This is a genomic window from Caulobacter sp. 10L414 (genome assembly GCF_056395525.1).
In genome coordinates this window covers 58,209-74,038 of the sequence record NZ_JBFTJR010000005.1, presented here as the reverse complement: position 1 = coordinate 74,038, position 15,830 = coordinate 58,209, and the positions used below count along the sequence as shown (strand labels likewise).

The 15,830-nt window shown below is 68.8% G+C and carries 19 protein-coding genes; 14 read left to right on the top strand and 5 right to left on the bottom strand.

Annotated elements, in window-relative coordinates; translation table 11 throughout:
* The first annotated feature begins 23 nt into the window (after positions 1 to 23).
* Genes AC1DCG_RS03105 through AC1DCG_RS03060 form a run of 10 tightly spaced genes read left to right on the top strand, consistent with a single transcriptional unit; the run spans position 24 to position 8,000 of the window.
* The gene (locus AC1DCG_RS03105) at positions 24 to 386 is read left to right on the top strand and encodes a TrbC/VirB2 family type IV secretion system protein (RefSeq protein ID WP_477036381.1); all 363 of its coding nucleotides are present in this window, start codon (positions 24 to 26) and stop codon (positions 384 to 386) included.
* On the top strand, positions 386 to 652 hold the full coding sequence (locus AC1DCG_RS03100; RefSeq protein WP_477028248.1) for a VirB3 family type IV secretion system protein: 267 nt from the start codon (positions 386 to 388) through the stop codon (positions 650 to 652). Before AC1DCG_RS03105 ends, AC1DCG_RS03100 begins: the two co-directional genes overlap by 1 nt.
* Positions 653 to 654: 2 nt before the next feature.
* A complete protein-coding gene (gene trbE, locus AC1DCG_RS03095) occupies positions 655 to 3,087 on the top strand; it encodes a conjugal transfer protein TrbE (protein ID WP_477041373.1) in 2,433 nt (810 codons plus the stop codon).
* A 1-nt stretch (position 3,088) separates the two neighbouring features.
* Positions 3,089 to 3,790 (top strand): P-type conjugative transfer protein TrbJ, encoded by a 702-nt coding sequence (gene trbJ / locus AC1DCG_RS03090; protein WP_477028246.1) that lies wholly within the window; start codon positions 3,089 to 3,091, stop codon positions 3,788 to 3,790.
* Positions 3,791 to 3,801: 11 nt separating this feature from the next.
* Positions 3,802 to 4,011, top strand: coding sequence for a putative entry exclusion protein TrbK-alt (gene trbK-alt / locus AC1DCG_RS03085; RefSeq protein WP_477028245.1), 210 nt, complete (start codon positions 3,802 to 3,804; stop codon positions 4,009 to 4,011).
* Positions 4,008 to 5,225: a P-type conjugative transfer protein TrbL gene (gene trbL / locus AC1DCG_RS03080; RefSeq protein WP_477041372.1), complete on the top strand. Its 1,218-nt coding sequence runs from the start codon at positions 4,008 to 4,010 to the stop codon at positions 5,223 to 5,225. Before trbK-alt ends, trbL begins: the two co-directional genes overlap by 4 nt.
* A 3-nt stretch (positions 5,226 to 5,228) precedes the next feature.
* On the top strand, positions 5,229 to 5,915 hold the full coding sequence (trbF, locus tag AC1DCG_RS03075) for a conjugal transfer protein TrbF (protein WP_477028243.1): 687 nt from the start codon (positions 5,229 to 5,231) through the stop codon (positions 5,913 to 5,915).
* The gene (gene trbG, locus AC1DCG_RS03070; RefSeq protein WP_477028242.1) at positions 5,912 to 6,679 is read left to right on the top strand and encodes a P-type conjugative transfer protein TrbG; all 768 of its coding nucleotides are present in this window, start codon (positions 5,912 to 5,914) and stop codon (positions 6,677 to 6,679) included. The genes trbF and trbG overlap by 4 nt, the downstream gene beginning before the upstream one ends.
* The gene (locus AC1DCG_RS03065; protein ID WP_477036428.1) at positions 6,676 to 7,785 is read left to right on the top strand and encodes a TraB/TrbI/VirB10 family type IV secretion system protein; all 1,110 of its coding nucleotides are present in this window, start codon (positions 6,676 to 6,678) and stop codon (positions 7,783 to 7,785) included. The genes trbG and AC1DCG_RS03065 overlap by 4 nt, the downstream gene beginning before the upstream one ends.
* A complete protein-coding gene (locus tag AC1DCG_RS03060; RefSeq protein WP_477028240.1) occupies positions 7,782 to 8,000 on the top strand; it encodes a DUF2274 domain-containing protein in 219 nt (72 codons plus the stop codon). Before AC1DCG_RS03065 ends, AC1DCG_RS03060 begins: the two co-directional genes overlap by 4 nt.
* 124 nt (positions 8,001 to 8,124) lie before the next feature.
* On the opposite strand, the gene dinB is transcribed toward AC1DCG_RS03060, so the two are convergent.
* Together dinB and AC1DCG_RS03050 are read right to left on the bottom strand one after the other, a co-directional pair.
* A complete protein-coding gene (dinB, locus tag AC1DCG_RS03055) occupies positions 8,125 to 9,198 on the bottom strand; it encodes a DNA polymerase IV (RefSeq protein WP_477028239.1) in 1,074 nt (357 codons plus the stop codon).
* A 62-nt stretch (positions 9,199 to 9,260) separates the two neighbouring features.
* Positions 9,261 to 9,632, bottom strand: a complete 372-nt coding sequence (locus AC1DCG_RS03050) for a helix-turn-helix domain-containing protein (RefSeq protein ID WP_477028238.1) — start codon at positions 9,630 to 9,632, stop codon at positions 9,261 to 9,263.
* A gap of 542 nt (positions 9,633 to 10,174) precedes the next feature.
* Between AC1DCG_RS03050 and AC1DCG_RS03045 the strand changes: the two genes are divergently transcribed.
* The 4 genes from AC1DCG_RS03045 to AC1DCG_RS03030 all read left to right on the top strand — a co-directional run bounded on the left by AC1DCG_RS03045 (position 10,175) and on the right by AC1DCG_RS03030 (position 13,220).
* Entirely contained in the window at positions 10,175 to 10,936 is a 762-nt protein-coding gene (locus AC1DCG_RS03045) for a histidine phosphatase family protein (RefSeq protein WP_477036427.1), read from the top strand.
* On the top strand, positions 10,933 to 11,763 hold the full coding sequence (locus AC1DCG_RS03040) for an NAD(P)H-hydrate dehydratase (RefSeq protein ID WP_477028236.1): 831 nt from the start codon (positions 10,933 to 10,935) through the stop codon (positions 11,761 to 11,763). The genes AC1DCG_RS03045 and AC1DCG_RS03040 overlap by 4 nt, the downstream gene beginning before the upstream one ends.
* 88 nt (positions 11,764 to 11,851) lie before the next feature.
* Positions 11,852 to 12,361 carry a hypothetical protein gene (locus AC1DCG_RS03035; RefSeq protein ID WP_477036426.1) on the top strand — a complete coding sequence of 170 codons (510 nt, stop codon included), beginning with the start codon at positions 11,852 to 11,854 and terminating at the stop codon, positions 12,359 to 12,361.
* Positions 12,362 to 12,920: 559 nt separating this feature from the next.
* Positions 12,921 to 13,220 carry a hypothetical protein gene (locus tag AC1DCG_RS03030; RefSeq protein ID WP_477028234.1) on the top strand — a complete coding sequence of 100 codons (300 nt, stop codon included), beginning with the start codon at positions 12,921 to 12,923 and terminating at the stop codon, positions 13,218 to 13,220.
* Here AC1DCG_RS03030 and AC1DCG_RS03025 read toward each other — a convergent pair.
* From AC1DCG_RS03025 to AC1DCG_RS03015, 3 genes are read right to left on the bottom strand one after another with little or no spacing between them, the layout of a single operon-like run.
* The gene (locus tag AC1DCG_RS03025; protein ID WP_477028233.1) at positions 13,217 to 14,428 is read right to left on the bottom strand and encodes a hybrid sensor histidine kinase/response regulator; all 1,212 of its coding nucleotides are present in this window, start codon (positions 14,426 to 14,428) and stop codon (positions 13,217 to 13,219) included. The two genes, AC1DCG_RS03030 and AC1DCG_RS03025, sit on opposite strands and share 4 nt — an antisense overlap.
* The gene (locus AC1DCG_RS03020; protein WP_477028232.1) at positions 14,425 to 15,003 is read right to left on the bottom strand and encodes a chemotaxis protein CheB; all 579 of its coding nucleotides are present in this window, start codon (positions 15,001 to 15,003) and stop codon (positions 14,425 to 14,427) included. The genes AC1DCG_RS03025 and AC1DCG_RS03020 overlap by 4 nt, the downstream gene beginning before the upstream one ends.
* Complete coding sequence (locus AC1DCG_RS03015) at positions 15,000 to 15,824, bottom strand: CheR family methyltransferase (RefSeq protein WP_477041371.1); 825 nt, start codon at positions 15,822 to 15,824, stop codon at positions 15,000 to 15,002. The genes AC1DCG_RS03020 and AC1DCG_RS03015 overlap by 4 nt, the downstream gene beginning before the upstream one ends.
* Positions 15,825 to 15,830: the final 6 nt, after the last annotated feature.

Here is a 15,830-nt window from a genome sequence, read left to right as displayed (position 1 = left end):
TAAAATTGCTGGAGATTGATCGCGTGATCATAAGCCTTTCCCAACCGTGCGCTCCTGGCGTTCGGCATTCGCCGCCGCCTGTTCGTCGCTGGCTTCTCGCCGGTCTCATCGCGACCCTGACCCTGATGATGGCCAGGGCCCATGCCGCCGGCTCGTCCATGCCCTGGGAAGCGCCGCTGCAGAAGATCCTGGAGTCGATCGAAGGGCCGGTCGCCAAGATCATCGCCGTCGTCATCATCATCATGACGGGACTGGCTCTGGCCTTTGGCGACAGCACCGGCGGCACGCGGCGGCTGATCCAGATCGTGTTCGGCCTGTCGATCGCTTTTGCCGCCTCCAGCTTCTTCCTGTCGTTCTTCTCGTTCGGCGGCGGGGCGGTGGTGTGATGGCCGGCGATCACGTCAGGGGCCTGGCCGCGCCGGTCCATCGGGCTCTCACCGAGCCGGTGCTGCTGGCCGGCGCCCCGCGCGCCGTCGCCCTGGTCAACGGCACCCTGGCCGCGGCGCTCGGGGTCGGCCTTCGCCTGTGGATCGCCGGTCTGGCGCTATGGCTCGTGGGCCATGCCCTGGCGGTCTGGGCCGCGCGCCATGATCCGATGATCCTAGAAGTCGGGCGCCGTCACGTGCGTCTGCCGGCCAGGCTGGAGGTCTGAGCGTGCTCGATCTTCGCGAGTACGCCCGTCGACCCGCCAGCCTCTGCGACTACCTGCCCTGGGCGGCGCTGGTCGCACCGGGCGTCGTGCTCAACAAGGACGGCGCCTTCCAGCGGACCGCCGCCTTCCGCGGCCCCGACCTCGAGGCGGCGGCTGACACGGAGGCGGCCGCCGTCGCCGCCCGCGTCAACAGCGTCCTGCGGCGCCTGGGCTCGGGCTGGGCGCTGTTCGTCGAGGCGCGGCGCGATCCGGCCATGACCTATCCCGACAGCGCCTTTCCCGATCCGGTCTCGGCCCTGGTCGATTGCGAACGCCGCGCGGCCTTCCTGCACGAGGGCGCCCACTATGAGAGCCGCTACTATCTGACCCTGGTCTACCAGCCTCCGGCCGAGCGCGACGAGCGTCTGGCCGGGCTGCTGATCGAGGGGAGGACGCGGGCCTTGCGCGACTGGCGCGCCGAACTCGCCGGCTTCGTCGAGCGCACCGATCGGCTGCTGGCCCAGGTTGCGGCKATCATGCCGACGGCGGTCTGGCTCGACGACGCCCAGACCCTGTCGTTTCTGCATGGCGCGGTCAGCACTGAGCGCCAGGGCGTCTCTTCGCCGGCGACGCCGATGCACCTGGACGCCCTCTTGGCCACCCAGCCGTTGTCGGGAGGCCTGGAGCCGCGCCTTGGGACCTCGCATCTGCGCGTGCTGACCCTGACGGGCTTTCCTCCGGCGACCACGCCGGGCATCCTCGATGAGCTCGACCGTCTGGCTTTTGCCTATCGCTGGACCAGCCGGGCCATCTTCCTGGACAAGACGCAGGCTCAGGGCCTCCTGGCCAGGATCCGCCGCCAGTGGTTTTCCAAGCGCAAGTCGGTGCTGGCCCTGCTGCAGGAGGCCCTGACCCAGCAGCCGGCGGCGCTGGTCGACAACGACGMGGCCAACAAGGCGGGCGATGCGGACCTGGCGTTGCAGGATCTCGGCGATGATACGGTCGCCTACGCCTATGTCACCACCAGTCTGGTGGTTTGGGACGAGGATCCGGCCAAGGCCGAGGCCAAGCTCTCCCTGGCCGAGAAGGTGATCGCCGGCCGCGACTTCACCGTGATCCGCGAATGGGTCGGCGCCGTCGAGGCCTGGCTCGGCTCCCTGCCAGGCCAGGTCTACGCCAATGTCCGCCAGCCGCCGCTTTCGACCCTGAACTTCGCCCACATGGCGCCGCTGTCGGCGGCCTGGGCCGGGCCGCAGCGCAACGTCCATCTTGGCGGTCCCCCGCTGCTGATGGCGCGCACCCAAGGCGCGACGCCCTTTCGTCTGAGCCTGCACGTCGGCGATGTCGGCCATACCGTCGTGGTCGGGCCGACCGGAGCGGGCAAGAGCACGCTCCTGGCGCTGATGGCCCTGCAGTTTCGCCGCTATCGCGGCGCGCGCGTCTTCGCCTTCGACTTCGGGGCCTCGATCCGCGCGGCGGTTCTTGGCATGGGCGGCGCCTTTCACGACCTGGGCGGGGTTTTGCGGGAAGGCGATCGGCCGGCGGTCGCTTTGCAGCCCCTGGCGATGATCGACCAGGAGAGCGAGCGGATCTGGGCCGCCGGCTGGGTCGAGGCGATCCTGCTTGGTGAAGGGGTCGCGATCACGCCGGGCGTGCGCGAACTCGTCTGGTCGGCGCTGGTCAGTCTGGCCGGCGCTGAGGCGCGCGATCGCACGCTGACCGGGCTTTGCGCCCTGCTGGCCAGCCGTGAGCTCAAGCAGGCCTTGGCGCCTTACTGCCTGGGCGGGTCGTTCGGGCGCCTGCTCGACGCGGACCAGGAGACGTTGGGTGAGGGCGCGATCGAGGCGTTCGAGACCGAAGGCCTCCTGGGCGCGGGCGCAGCCCCGGCGGTGCTGGCCTATCTCTTCCACCGTATCGAGCGCCGGCTTGACGGGGCCCCGACCCTGATCCTCGTCGACGAGGCCTGGCTGGCCTTGGCCGACGAAGCCTTCGGCGCCCAGCTTCAGACCTGGCTTGGCACGGTGCGCAAGAAGAACGGCTCGGTGGTGCTGACGACCCTGTCGCTGGTCCAGATCGAGCAGAGCCCGATCGCCGCGGCGATCATCGAGCTTTGCCTGACCAGGATCTTCCTGCCCAACGCCTCGGCGCTCGATCCGGTCGGCGCGGCCGCCTACCGGCGCTTTGGCCTTGGCGAGCGGCAGATCGAGCTCGTCGGCCGCGCCGTCCCCAAGCAGGACTACTACGTCCAGTCACGCGACGGCGAGCGTCTGTTCGAACTTGGTCTTGGACCCGTGGCCCTGGCCTTCGCCGGCGCCGCCGCCAAGGCCGACCAAGCCGCGATGAACGAGATCCTGGCCGAGCATCCGCCTGGCGATTTCGCCGCCGTCTGGCTGCGCCGGGGCGGCCTTGGCTGGGCCGCCGACCTGCTCGCCGACCTCAAGCTCCAGGAGCCCTGACATGATCGCCCTTCGTAGGCTGTTGCTGGCCGCCGCCCTGACGCCGCTTCATGTGCTCGCCGCAGGCCCGGCGTCTGCCCAGGTCGTGGTCCATGATCCGACCAACTACGCCCAGAGCGTGCTGCAAGCTGCCCGGGCCCTGCAGCAGATCAACAACCAGATCACCGCCCTGCAGAACCAGGCCCAGATGCTGGTCGGCCAGGCCAGGAACCTCGCCAGCCTGCCATATTCGTCCCTGACCGTACTGCAGGCGCAACTGGCGCAAACCAAGGCGCTGCTCGGTCAGGCCCAGCGGCTGGCCTATGACGTCGGCCAGATCCAGACGGCTTTCACGGAGCAGTACGGGGCGGTGGGACTGTCGGCGACCAACGCCGACCTCGTGGCCCGCGCCGAGGCGCGCTGGGCCAATTCGGTCGCCGGCTTCCAGGACGCGCTGCAGGTCCAGGCCGGCGTGGTCGGTGGGATGGAAGCCGCCGCCGGCGAGCTGTCGACCCTGGTGGCCCAGAGCCAGGGCGCGGCCGGCGCCCTGCAGGCGGCCCAGGCCGGCAACCAGCTCCTGGCGCTGCAGGCCCAGCAACTGATGCAACTGACGGCGCTGCAGGCGGCCCAGGGCCGCGCGCAGGCCCTCGAGGCGGCCGACCGGAGCGCCGCGCGCGCCGACGCCAAGGCCCGCTTCGGCCGGTTCATGGGCAGGCAGCCGTGAGGCGCGGGCTCGTGCTGGTGGTCGTCGCGGTGATGGCGCTGATCGCGGGGCTGCAGGCAGGGCGGGAGGAGAGGCCCGTCCTGGCGGTCGCCGCGCCGCGGGCGTCTGATCCCGAGCTTGCCAGGTGTCGCGGCGCCGGCGAGGCCGCCCTGGTGGACGCCGCCTGCCAGCGGGCCTGGCGTCAGGCCCGCGAGCGCTTTTTCGCAAGGTCTTCGTCATGAACGACACCGGCGTCATCGACACCTTCTTCGACACCTTCAACCGGATGATCGACAGCGGTTTTGGCCTGCTCGGCGGCGACGTCGCTTCCCTGGCCAACATCCTCCTGGCCATCGACATCACCCTGGCGGCCCTGATGTGGACGCTGGCGGCGGGGGAGGACGTCCTGGCCCGGCTGATCCGCAAGGTGCTCTACGTGGGTTTCTTCGCCTTCCTGATCGGCAACTTTCAGGCCCTGGCCAAGGTGGTGTTCGAGAGCTTCACGGCGCTTGGCCTGACCGCGGCGGGCGCCGGGCTTTCGGCCGACCAGATGCTGCGGCCCGGCAAGCTTGCCGCCCTGGGCGTCGATGCGGCCAGGCCCCTGCTGGAAGCGGCCGCCGAGCTCTCCGGCTGGCCCGGCGTGTTCGAGAACCTCGCTCAGATCCTGGTTCTGCTGGTCGCCTTCCTGCTGGTGATCATCGCCTTCTTCGTCATGGCCGTGCAGGTCTTCGTGGTGCTGGTCGAGTTCAAGCTGGCCACCCTGATCGGTTTCGTGCTCGTGCCGTTCGGGCTTTTCGGGCGCACCGCCTTCCTGGCCGAGAAGGTGCTGGGCGAGGTCCTGGCCATGGGCGTCAAGGTCATGGCGCTGGCGGTGGTGGTCGGTGTCGGCTCGACCCTCTTCGACCAGTTTTCCGCGACCTGGACCGACGGCCAGCCGACGCTGGATCAGGCGCTGGCCCTGGTTCTGGCGAGCCTGGTGCTGCTGGGGCTGTCGATCTTCTGTCCGGCCATGGCCGCAGGGCTCATCTCGGGCGCGCCGCAGCTCAGCGCCGGCGCCGCGGTCGGTACGGGCCTGGCGGTCGGCGGCGTGGCCATGGCCGGGGTCGGCGCGGCTAGCCTTGCGGTTGCAAGCGCGGCGGGTCTGGCGCGCGGGGCGGCGGCCGGGGCCGGATCGATGTTCGGCGGCGGCGCGCGGTTGGCGAGCCGGGCGGGCTCGTCCGGCGGCGATCAAGGCCCGCCGTCTGGCGGCGGTCCAGCCGTCGGACCGAGCGGCGGCGGGCCGAGCCCCGGTGCTGGCGGGGGCGGCGGCGCTGACTGTGCGAGCAGTCCGCCGGCCTGGGCGCGCGAGCTGAAGGCGCGCCAGGCGATCGCTCACGGGGCGGACCTGGCCGCTCACAGCCTGGCCGGCGGCGACGCTGCGCCCGCCGGCGCTTCCCCATCTCTGTCGGAGGACTAGAACATGAACCCGTTCAAGGGCTCGCCTAGGTTTGGCCTGACGCCCGTTCCGGAGACCCCGTACCAGCGCGCCGGTCAGGCCTGGGACGCTCGCATCGGCGCCGCTCGCGTCCAGGCCGCCAACTGGCGGCTGATGGCGCTCGGCCTGGTTGGCCTGTCGGCCTGCCTGGGCGGATCCCTGGCCTGGCTCGCCGCGCAAGGGACCGTCACGCCCTGGGTGGTCGAGATCGATCGGCTCGGGGAGGTCCGCACGCTGGGCCCCGCCGTCAAGGGCTACAGGCCCACCGACGAGGCGATGCGGGCCGAGCTCGCCCGGCTTATCCGCAATCTGCGCGCGGTCTCGACCGACGGCGTGGTGGTCGCTCGGGCCTGGGAGAACGCCTATGCCGTCGTCGAGGGCGATGCGGCGCGCTTCGTCACCGAGCACGCCAATGCTGCGCGGCTTCAGGACCAGATCGGCAAGAGCCAGGTCAGCGTCGAGGTGCGCAGCGTGCTGCGCGCCTCGCCGCGCAGCTTTCGGGCGACCTGGACCGAGACCCGCTATGTCGATGGCGCAGCCCAGCCGGTCGAGCACTGGACCGCCATCCTGACCGTCGAGCTGCGCAAGCCTCGCACCGACGCCGAGATCCTCGCCAATGGCCTTGGCCTGAAGGTCTCCGCGATCAGCTGGCAGCGGGAGGCGGTCGCATGAGAACCTTTGCCCTGATCGTGGTCGCCGTCCTGTCCTGCGGCCAGGCCCAGGCCGCCGGGGCGTTTGAGCCAGCCCCGAAGGCGGCCGCGCCCGTCGAGTTCGTCTATGAGCCGCAAGGTGTCTTCGCCGTCGTCGCCGCGCCGGGCCGGCTGACCGACATCGCCCTGGAGCCGGGCGAGACCCTGGTCGAGACCAATCCCATCGCCGCCGGCGACACCGCGCGCTGGATCATCGGCGACACCACCAGTGGAGCGGGGGAGGGGCGGCGGGTGCATATCCTGGTCAAACCCACAGCGCCGGGACTTTCGACCAACCTCGTGGTCAACACCACCCGGCGAACCTACTTCCTGGAGCTACGCGCCTCGGCGCGCGGCTACCTGACCCAGGTCCGCTGGCGCTACCCCCAGCCCGTGGCGATCGCTGCGCCTGCGGCCACGCAACCCTTGTCCACGCCTCGTGCCGCGCCGCGTCTCTATTTCGGCTATGTGGTGTCAGGGCCGGCGCGACTTCGCCCGGCCCGGGTGTTCGACGACGGCGTGCGGACCTTCGTCGATTTCGGCTCTGGGGCCAGCGCCCAGTTGCCGCCCCTGTTTCTGATCGGTCCCGACGGGCGCAGCGAGCTGGCGGCCTATCGGGTCGAGGCGGGGATGCTGATGGTGGATAGGATCTTCGAGCGCGCCGAACTGCGGCTGGGCTCGCGGCGCAAGGCGCGGCGCGTGCTGATCACCCGCTTGACGCCCTCCGGCCAGGAGGCGGCGCGATGAACCCGGCGATCGTGGAGGAGCAGAAGGCGATCGCCGAGCAACTGCGGCTTCGGCCCAAGGTTCCGCCCGTGGCGCGGATCTCGCGCAAGGCGCTGGCGATCGGCGCCGGCGTTCTTTCGGCGGGCCTCTTCGCCGCGCTCGCCTGGTCGACGCTCGAACGTCCAGCCCGTGCGCCCATCGATCCGTCGCCGCAGGCGTCGAAGCCGGCCGGCAAGATCGAGGGCTTGCCCAAGGACTACCTGACGCGGTCAAGCGCGCCGGTTCTGGGCCCGCCGCTGCCGGGTGATCTGGGCCGGCCGATCCTGGCGGCTCAGGCCGAGGGACGCGATCCGGTTGCGGCCTTGCCGAGCCGTGGGGCGCAAGGTTCGCCCGCTCAACGGGGGGGCAATGGCGAGAACGCGCGCGCTCAGGCCAACGCCAGCGGCCTGTTTTTGCCGATGGCGATATCGGCGGCTTCAGCGGCGCCAGCGGAGGGAGTGGGCGCTCAAGCCGGGGACGAGCGGATGACCAGTCCTGAGCGACTTCAGCCTCCCGCTTCGCCCTACCTCCTGCAGGCCGGGGCGGTCATTCCGGCGGCCCTGATCACGGGCCTGCGCTCGGACAGCCAGGGCCCGGCCCTGGCGCAGGTCACCCAGGACGTCCACGACAGCCTCACCGGGCGCCATCTGCTGATCCCGGCCGGATCGCGTCTGCTGGGGTCTTATGGCGAGACGACCGAGGTGGGACAAAGCCGGCTGGCGGTGGCCTGGACACGGCTGATCCTGCCGTCGGGCCGCTCGATCATGCTGGGCAAGCTTCCGGCCAGCGATCCGCAAGGCATGGCGGGTCTGCGGGACGGCGTCGACCGACACTGGCGCCAGGTTTGGTCGGCGGCGGCGCTGAGCACGGTGCTGGCGGTCGGGGTCGGAACGGGCGACGACGACAGCGGCCTGGCGCGGCTTCTCCGCCGCGGCGTCGGGCAGGGCGTCAGCGACGTCGGCCAGCAGGCGGTCGGCAGGAGCCTGGGGCTGCGCCCGACCCTGACCATCCGGCCAGGCGCGCCTTTGCGCGTCGTCCTCACGCAGGATCTGGTGCTGGAGCCGTACGGCCAGGAGATCCGTCCATGACCAAGCTGAAGATCACCGCCATCGATGACGATACGCCGGTGAAGATCACCTGTGAGCTGCCGGCGTCCGTCCACCGGGATTTGCTCGATTACGGCAAGGCCATGGCCGAGGGGGGCGGCAAGGCCGCAGAGCCGGCCCGGCTCGTTTCGGAGATGGTGCGCCGGTTCATGGCCTCGGATCGAGGTTTCGTGCGAGGGCGAGGGCGACGGGCTTGAGGGGCATGGCGCGCAGAAGCAGGTCGCGGTCACAGGCCACCGCGCGGCGGGCAACCATCCCGCCACCTCCAGCGAGATGAGCGATGACGGCGCAAGCTGAGACCGATCGGATAGCCACCGCGGCCTAGACCAGGAGCGAGGCTTGGCCTTGCGCCTTCGGCGGCGCCTCGAAGTTCGAGATCGTCACGCCCAGCAGACGCACTCCGGCGCGCAACGGAAAGACCGAACGCACGAGATCTTGGGAAAGGCGCTGCAACAGCGCCGGATCGTCGATCGCACCGGCCGCCGAACGGGCCCGGGTCGCCTGTTGGAAGTCGGCGTACTTGATCTTCACCGTGACGGTGCGGCCGAACGCCTGGGCCTTCTGGCACCAGGCGAAAACCTTGTCGGCCAGAGCGCGCACCTCCTCCTCGATGCGTGTGACGTCGAGAAGGTCGGTCGCGAAGGTCGTTTCCGAACCGGAGGACTTGCGTTCGCGCGTGGGATTGACCGGGCGTTGGTCCACGCCCCTGGCGATTTCATGGAACCAGGCGCCGGACTTGCCGAAATGTTGTTGCAGGAAGGCCAGCGACTGCCGGGCCAGATCCTCGCCGGTATGGACGCCCAGCTGCTTCATCCTGGCTTCAGTAACCGCCCCCACGCCGTAGAAGCGGCCGATCGGCAAGGTCGCCACGAAAGCCTGGCCCTGTCCCGGCGCAACCAGGAACTGCCCGTCGGGCTTGTTCTGATCGCTGGCCATCTTGGCCAGGAACTTGTTGTAGGAGATTCCCGCCGAGGCGGTGAGGCTTGTTTCCAGGCCGATGCGAGCGCGGATGATCCGGGCCGTTTCCACCGCGCTGCCGATGCCGGCCTTGTCGCCGGTGACATCGAGATAGGCTTCGTCCAGCGACAGCGGTTCGATGGCGTCGGCGTAGTCGGCGAAGATCTCATGGATCTGCCGCGACACGCTCCGATAGACGTCCATGCGGTGCGGCACGAAGACGAGCTGGGGGCATTTGCGCAGCGCCGTGTTCGACGGCATGGCCGATCGTACGCCAAACTTGCGGGCCTCGTAGCTTGCCGCAGCGATCACCCCGCGCGCCGCCGGCGAACCGACCGCGACGGGCTTGCCCCGCAGGCTGGGATCATCGCGCTGCTCGACCGACGCATAGAATGCGTCCATGTCGATGTGGATGATCTTTCGCGCTGGCGACTCCATCCCCCAGTCCTAGCATTGGCTGAACGTAACGGGAACATGTAGCTTGCCGCCTTGGCCCGGCCCTAAGGGGCGTCGGCCCAGGATCCCGCCAGCCGGAAGATTTCCGCCCGCACGGCCGGCGGCATGCGCAGCGCCGCGTGCATGAAACCGGTTGCACCGTCGATCCGGCAGAACCGCGACAGCAGGTCGTCGCCATAAGCGGTCTCCAGGCCAGCGAAGAAGGCTGTGATGGGAACGTCCAGAGCGCGGGCCATCTCGACCAGCTTTGAAGCGCTGATCCTGTTTTCGCCGCACTCGTACTTCTGGATCTGCTGGAAGGTCAGGCCGACCGTGGCGGCCAGATCATGCTGCGAGATCTCCTTGGCGCGCCGATGACCGCGCAGCAAGGCGCCGATGTGGCGGTCCAGGGACCGGTTTGCCGCAAGCTCCTTCATACGCCCTCCGTGGCTGCGTCATTGGCCAGGAAAGCCGGTCCACGATCAAGGCGCTGAAGGCGTCGACATCCGGGCCTCGGCTTTTCCACTCGCGCGATGGCGCTTGGTTCGTGTGCGGAACAAGCGACGCTCTGGGACGTAGTCTTTTCAAGCATCCGCTGAAGCAGGAGCGGCCTTGGCGGTGTGAACGAGCCAATAGCGGAGGCGTTGTCATGCCTGACGAAATGCACTGCGATTTTCGATCGTCTTTCCGTCTGGAAGCGACTGTCGCTAAGGCCGATCACACATCAATCGCCCGACCTTCTTCCAGCTTGTCGAAACCGTGATGGCCTGACGCCGGTCAGCGTCAGGCCGCTCCAGCATCTAGATGCCAGGCTCGTCCTGGATCGCTCGCCCCTAGGGTTGAGCGCCGCTGCGCCCCGGTTCAGCCGGGGCGCCTTTGCGCGATCAAGGGACGGCGCCGATACGCCGAGTGTTGCTCAAGACGCGGCTGGGATAGGCGTGTCAGGCGAACCGCGCGGGGCCTGAAGAGTTGTTCGGACATGGAAAAACGTTGGCCCGCCGTGCTCTGGATCGTCCGCCATGGCCAGAGCGCCGGAAATGTCGCGCGAGACGCCGCGGACGCCGCCGGGCTTGGCCTCATCGATATCGCCGATCGCGACATGGACGTGCCGCTGAGCCCGCTTGGTCACCACCAGGCGCAGGCTCTGGGCGGCTGGTTCGCCGCCATGCCCGCCAGGCAGCGTCCTCGCACCATGATGGCCTCTCCCTACCGACGGGCCGTCCAAACCGGTGAGGCGATCAGGGCGGCCGGCGGTCTCGAGCACCCCGACCAGCGGTTCTGCATCGACGAGCGTCTGCGCGAGAAGGAGTTTGGCGTGCTCGACCGGCTGACCCGGGTCGGCATCGAGGCCAGGTTCCCGGAACAGGCGGAATTTCGTCGTCTTCTCGGCAAGTTCTATCACCGGCCGCCCGGCGGTGAGAGCTGGTGCGACGTGATCCTGCGCCTGCGCAGTCTGCTGGACACCATCAGCCTGCACCATGCCGGAGACCGAGTGCTCATCGTCGCCCATCAGGTCGTCGTCCTTTGTCTGCGCTATCTTCTGGAAAGCCTGACCGAGGACGAAATCCTTAAGATCGATCGACTGGCCGACATCGCCAACTGCGGCGTCACCGAGTATCGCTTCGACCCCGACCAGGGCGCCGACGGGGGGCTGCGGCTGGTACGCTATAACTTCACCGCGCCGCTGGAAGGCGAGACGGCGGTCACCGCCGCGCCCGACGCCAATGTGGCGGCCAGATGAGCGAGCCGATCACGATAGACGCTGCTTGGGCCAGGGACCACCGGCTGCCGCATCCAGGGGAGGGGGGCAAGGAGGCCCGCGGCAGGGTGCTCGTGGTCGGGGGCGGCGTGGCGCTCCTCGGCGCTGGTCGTCTCGCCGGCGAGGCGGCTCTACGCGCCGGAGCCGGCAAGCTGCAACTGACCGCGCCGGCCGAGGCGGTCGCCCTGACGAGTCTGGTTGTGCCCGAGGCGCGTGTCCTGGGCTTGCCGCGAGATGAGGAGGTCGATGACGCGCTGTTCCAGGTCCTTGGCCAAGCTGACGCCGTCCTGATCGGTCCTGGCATGGAGGTGGACCTAGGGCGCTTGGCCAAGGCGTTATGCCTGCATGTGCGTTCGCCGCTGGTCCTGGACGCCGGCGGTCTGGCGGCGGCGGCCTGCCAAGGCCCCGATGTACGTATACTGACCCCACATGCGGGGGAGATGGCCACGCTGCTGGAAACGGAGAAGGCTGAGGTCGAGGCCGACCCGGCCAGCGCCGCTAAGGAGGCTGCGCGCCGGTTTTCGGCGGTGGTCGTGATGAAGGGGGCCAGAACCGTGATCGCCACGCCGCAAGCACGATTGGCGTACTACGCCGGCGGCGGCGCGGGCCTGGGGGTCTCCGGATCGGGGGACGTGTTGGCGGGGGTGATCGCCGGGGTGCTGGCGCGGGGCGTTGATCCCTTCGAAGCCGCAGCCTGGGGGGTCTATCTGCATGGGGAGGCCGGCAGGTGCCTGGCTGAGCGGGTCGGCGCCTTGGGCTTCCTGGCGCGAGAGATCGCCGCCGAGATACCCCGGCTGCTCGATGTCTGAGCGTTCGCCGCCCGCAAGGATGTGCGATGTGCGCCGCGCGGGGTGGTGAGACATCATGGCCAAAGCCCCGCCGGCCCGGAAGCTGAAGGTGTACGCCGCCCAGATCGGCTTTTTCGACACGATCGTCGCTGCGCCCAACCAAGCCGCCGCCCTGGCCGCTTGGGGCGTTCGCCAGAATCTGTTCGCCGAAGGGCGGGCCAGCGTGAGCAAGGATGAGACCAACGCCGATGCGGCCCTGGCCAATCCTGGTGTTCCGCTACGCCGCGCCATGGGCTCCCGCGATGCGTTCAGCCTCGAGCCGGCCCTGCCCAGGGCGCCTGCGGCGCCCGCGCCGCCGAGGCTCAAGGTCGTGGCCGAGGCGAAGGGGCCAGCGGTGAAGCCAAGGCCCGATCGTTCGGCGTTGGCGAGGGCCGAAAGGGCGCTGGCGGCGGTCAATCAGCGACGGGCGGAGGAGGAGGCTGACATCCGGCGCCGCCGCGAGGCCCTGGACGCCGAGGATGAAGCTTCTCGCAGACGATGGCGCCAGGACCGGGCGAAGGCCGAGAAGGGCGTGGTCGAGGCCAGGCGAGCCTATGAGGCCTCAGGCGGCGAGGCGTGATCAGGAGGCGCTGCGGGCCGTGGTCTTGGGCGCGGCCTTGGAGACTGGCGCCTTCACCTCGCCGGTTCGCCCGGGCGAGCTCTTGTCATCGGTCCGGGGCGGAGTGTCGTACGCTCGACCGTCGCCTGGAGCCGGCATTGGCGGGGCAGGCCGCGGTTCTGCGAACGGAATGACGGGATCGTCGAACTCCGGCCTCGTCGGCATGGGCGGAATTTCAGTCGGGGTCTGGCTGGATGTCGAAGGACGGCAATCGGTCACGGCGTCTTCTCCGGCTTTCTCTATCTCTGCCAACGCTCGCCTTGGCTGAGGGCTCCGGCAGGCCCTGCCTTTGGGCAGGCGCTCAGTGATCGCTTCGCCGCTCCAAGGCCAATAGGCGGCCGCGTTGCTGGGGCGGGCCGCCTCATGGCGCGGGCCGGACGGAGCTTCGCAGGGGCCACGCGTCCTCGGCGGCGTGGCCAGCGACCCCCTGTTGGAACGTCGGCGCTCCTGCAAGGTTGTCAGTTGTAACCGCGCCGCTGACAGGTGGCGGCGGTGTTCACGCCAGAGCTGGGAGAGCTTCATGACCGATACCGGACCGCTTTCGCTCGACGCCCGCCACCGCGCCAAGGCCAGGGGCAAGTTCGAGGAAGCCGGCGCTCACGCCAAGGACGCCTATGGAAGCCTGAAGGGCGGCACCGAGGAGCTCTACGAGGGCGGCCGTGAGCACCTCCAGGACGGGCTGCGGCTGATCGAGAGCAAGGTGCGCGACAAGCCCGCCTTGGCCCTTGCGGCCGCCATCGGCTCAGGCGTTCTGCTCGGCTTGCTGCTGCGCGGTCCTCGCACCGTTTACGTCCGCGCGCCGGTCAGCACTCTGTCCTAGATTTCGGCGTCGCTTCCGGGGTGGGGTGTTGGACCGACGGTCGTGGCGGGCTCAGTGCTTGGTGCGCTCGAGATCCGAAGGACTGGTAGCGTCACGGTGAACGTGCTGCCGAGGTTCTCGCCGGCGCTTTCGACGCTGATCGTACCGCCGTGCAGGGCGACAAGCTGACGAACCAGCGCCAGGCCGATGCCAAGACCGCCCTGGGCTTTCGTCAGGTGATCCTCGACCTGGGCGAAGATCTCGAAGATCCTGGCCTGCATCTCTCGCGGCACGCCGACGCCGGTGTCGGCGATACGAATCTCCACGTTCTCTTCCATCGGCCGCGCCGACAGGGTGATGGTTCCGCCCGGCGGCGTGTACTTGGCGGCGTTGTTGAGGAGGTTGGCCACGATCTGGGCCAGCCTGGTGTGATCGGCGTCGAGCCAGATCTCGCCTGGCGGCAGATCGGTGACGAACACGTGGCCGGCCGCGTCGATATGATGCTGGCTGGCCTCGATCGCGGATTTCAGCACATCGCCGAGTTCGACCTGCTCCTTCTTGAGCGAAATCTTGCCCTGGCTGACGCGAGAGACATCGAGCAGATCGTCGATCAGGTGGGAAAGGTGCGCCAGCATCCTGTCCATACGGATGCGGATGTCCTTGGCGCGCTCGGCTGGAATGTCCTTCTTGAGCAGGTGCAGGCCCCCGCCAAGGGCGGCGACCGGATTGCGCAGCTCATGCGCCAGCACAGCTAGAAAATTGTCCTTGTGACGGTCGGCGCGCCGCAGGGCTTGGGCCAGCGCCTCCAGCTCGTCGCGCTGGCGCTCGATCTGCTGGCGCTGCTGGTAGAGATCGAAGAACACCTCGGCCTTGCTGCGAAGAATGGTGGGCTCGATGGGCTTTTGGATGAAGTCCACGGCCCCGGCTTCATAGCCCCGAAAACGGCGTTGAAGGTTGGCTGCGCCGGCGGTGAGGAAGATGATCGGGATATGGCGGGCCCGTTCGCTGCCGCGCATGAACTCGGCGAGCTCGAAACCGTCCATGCCGGGCATCTGCACGTCGAGCAGGGCCAGGGCCACGTCGTGGACCAGCAGCAGTTCCAGCGCCTCTTCGCCCGAGCGCGCCTTCAGACAGTGGAGCCCGTCGCGTTGAAGCAAGGCTTCGAGCGCCAGGAGGTTTTCGTCAAGATCATCGACCAGAAGGAAGTTGATCGGCGGATCGGCGATCATCGCTCGGTTCCCAAACTCAGGAGGTAGGATGCGATTGCATCAAGGGACATGACGGCTGCGGTCGGCGTGGCTGCGAGCGCGGCTTGCGGCATGGCCGACGCCTGGGCGCTGGCCGGATTTTCCACAATCGCCGAGCCGCCGGCCTTGGCCACCGCGCGCAGGCCCGCCGCGCCATCCTGATTGGCGCCGGTGAGCACCACGCCCACCAGGCCGTCGGAGAAGACGTCGGCGGCGCTTTCGAACAGGATGTCGATCGAGGGGCGGGAGAAGTTCACCGGCTCGTCGGCCGACAGGGCCAGGGCGCCGCTGGTCTCGACCAGAAGGTGATAGTCCGGCGGCGCCAGATAGACCACGCCGCCGGCTATCGGCTCCTTGTCTTCGGCCTCCTTGACCGTCAGGCGGCATTTGGCCTCGAGCAAAGGCGCCAGGACATTGTCGCGATCGGGCGGGACGTGCACGACAACGAGGATCGGCAGCCGATAGTCGTGGGGAAGGGGAGGCAGGATCGCCATCAGCGCCTGCACCGCACCGGCCGAGGCGCCGATGACGACGGCCCTGGGGGGCGAAGCGCTCATGGATCGCGCCTTTGATAGATCTTCTCGCTCGGCGTGAAGGCTGCAAAGGCCTCGGCGTGGGCGGAAAAGCGCAGGCTTTCCTTCGAGCCCAGGCCCAAGAAGCCCTTGCGGGCGAGGGAGTCGTGAAAAAGGCCGATCGCACGGTCCTGCAAGGGGCGATCGAAATAGATCATCACGTTGCGGCAGGAGATCAGGTGCATCTCGCCGAAGACCGCGTCGGTCACCAGGCTGTGGTCGGAAAACACCACTCGTTCGCGCAGGCTCTTGTCAAAGGCCGCCCGGCCGTAGTCGGCGGTGTAGTAGTCCGACAGAGACGAACGCCCCCCCGACTGCTGGTGGTTCTGGGTGAACTTGCGGACACGGTCGAGCGGATAGACACCAGCCTCCGCGGCCGCCAGGGCTTCGGGATTGATGTCGGTCGCATAGAACAGCGTGCGATCGTAAAGGCCTTCCTCGCGGAACAGGATCGCCATCGAATAGAGTTCCTCGCCGTTGCTGCAGCCGGCGACCCACACCTTCAACGACGGATAGGTGCGCAGGTGCGGTACGACGTTCTCTCGCAAGGCGCGGAAATAGGACGGGTCCCTGAACATCTCGCTGACCTGTACGGTCAGATAGTCGAGCAGGCGCGGCAGGATCGCCGCATCGTGAAGCAGGCGATCCTGCAGCGCCGAGAGGGTGGGAAAGCCCAGTTGGTCACGCGCCTGCGTCAGGCGTCGTTTCAGCGACGCCCTGGCGTAGTGGCGAAAGTCGTAGTGGTAACGCTGATAGAGCGCCTCCAACAAAAGCTGGATTTCGAGGTCGACGATGTCTTCGGGCACGGCGGG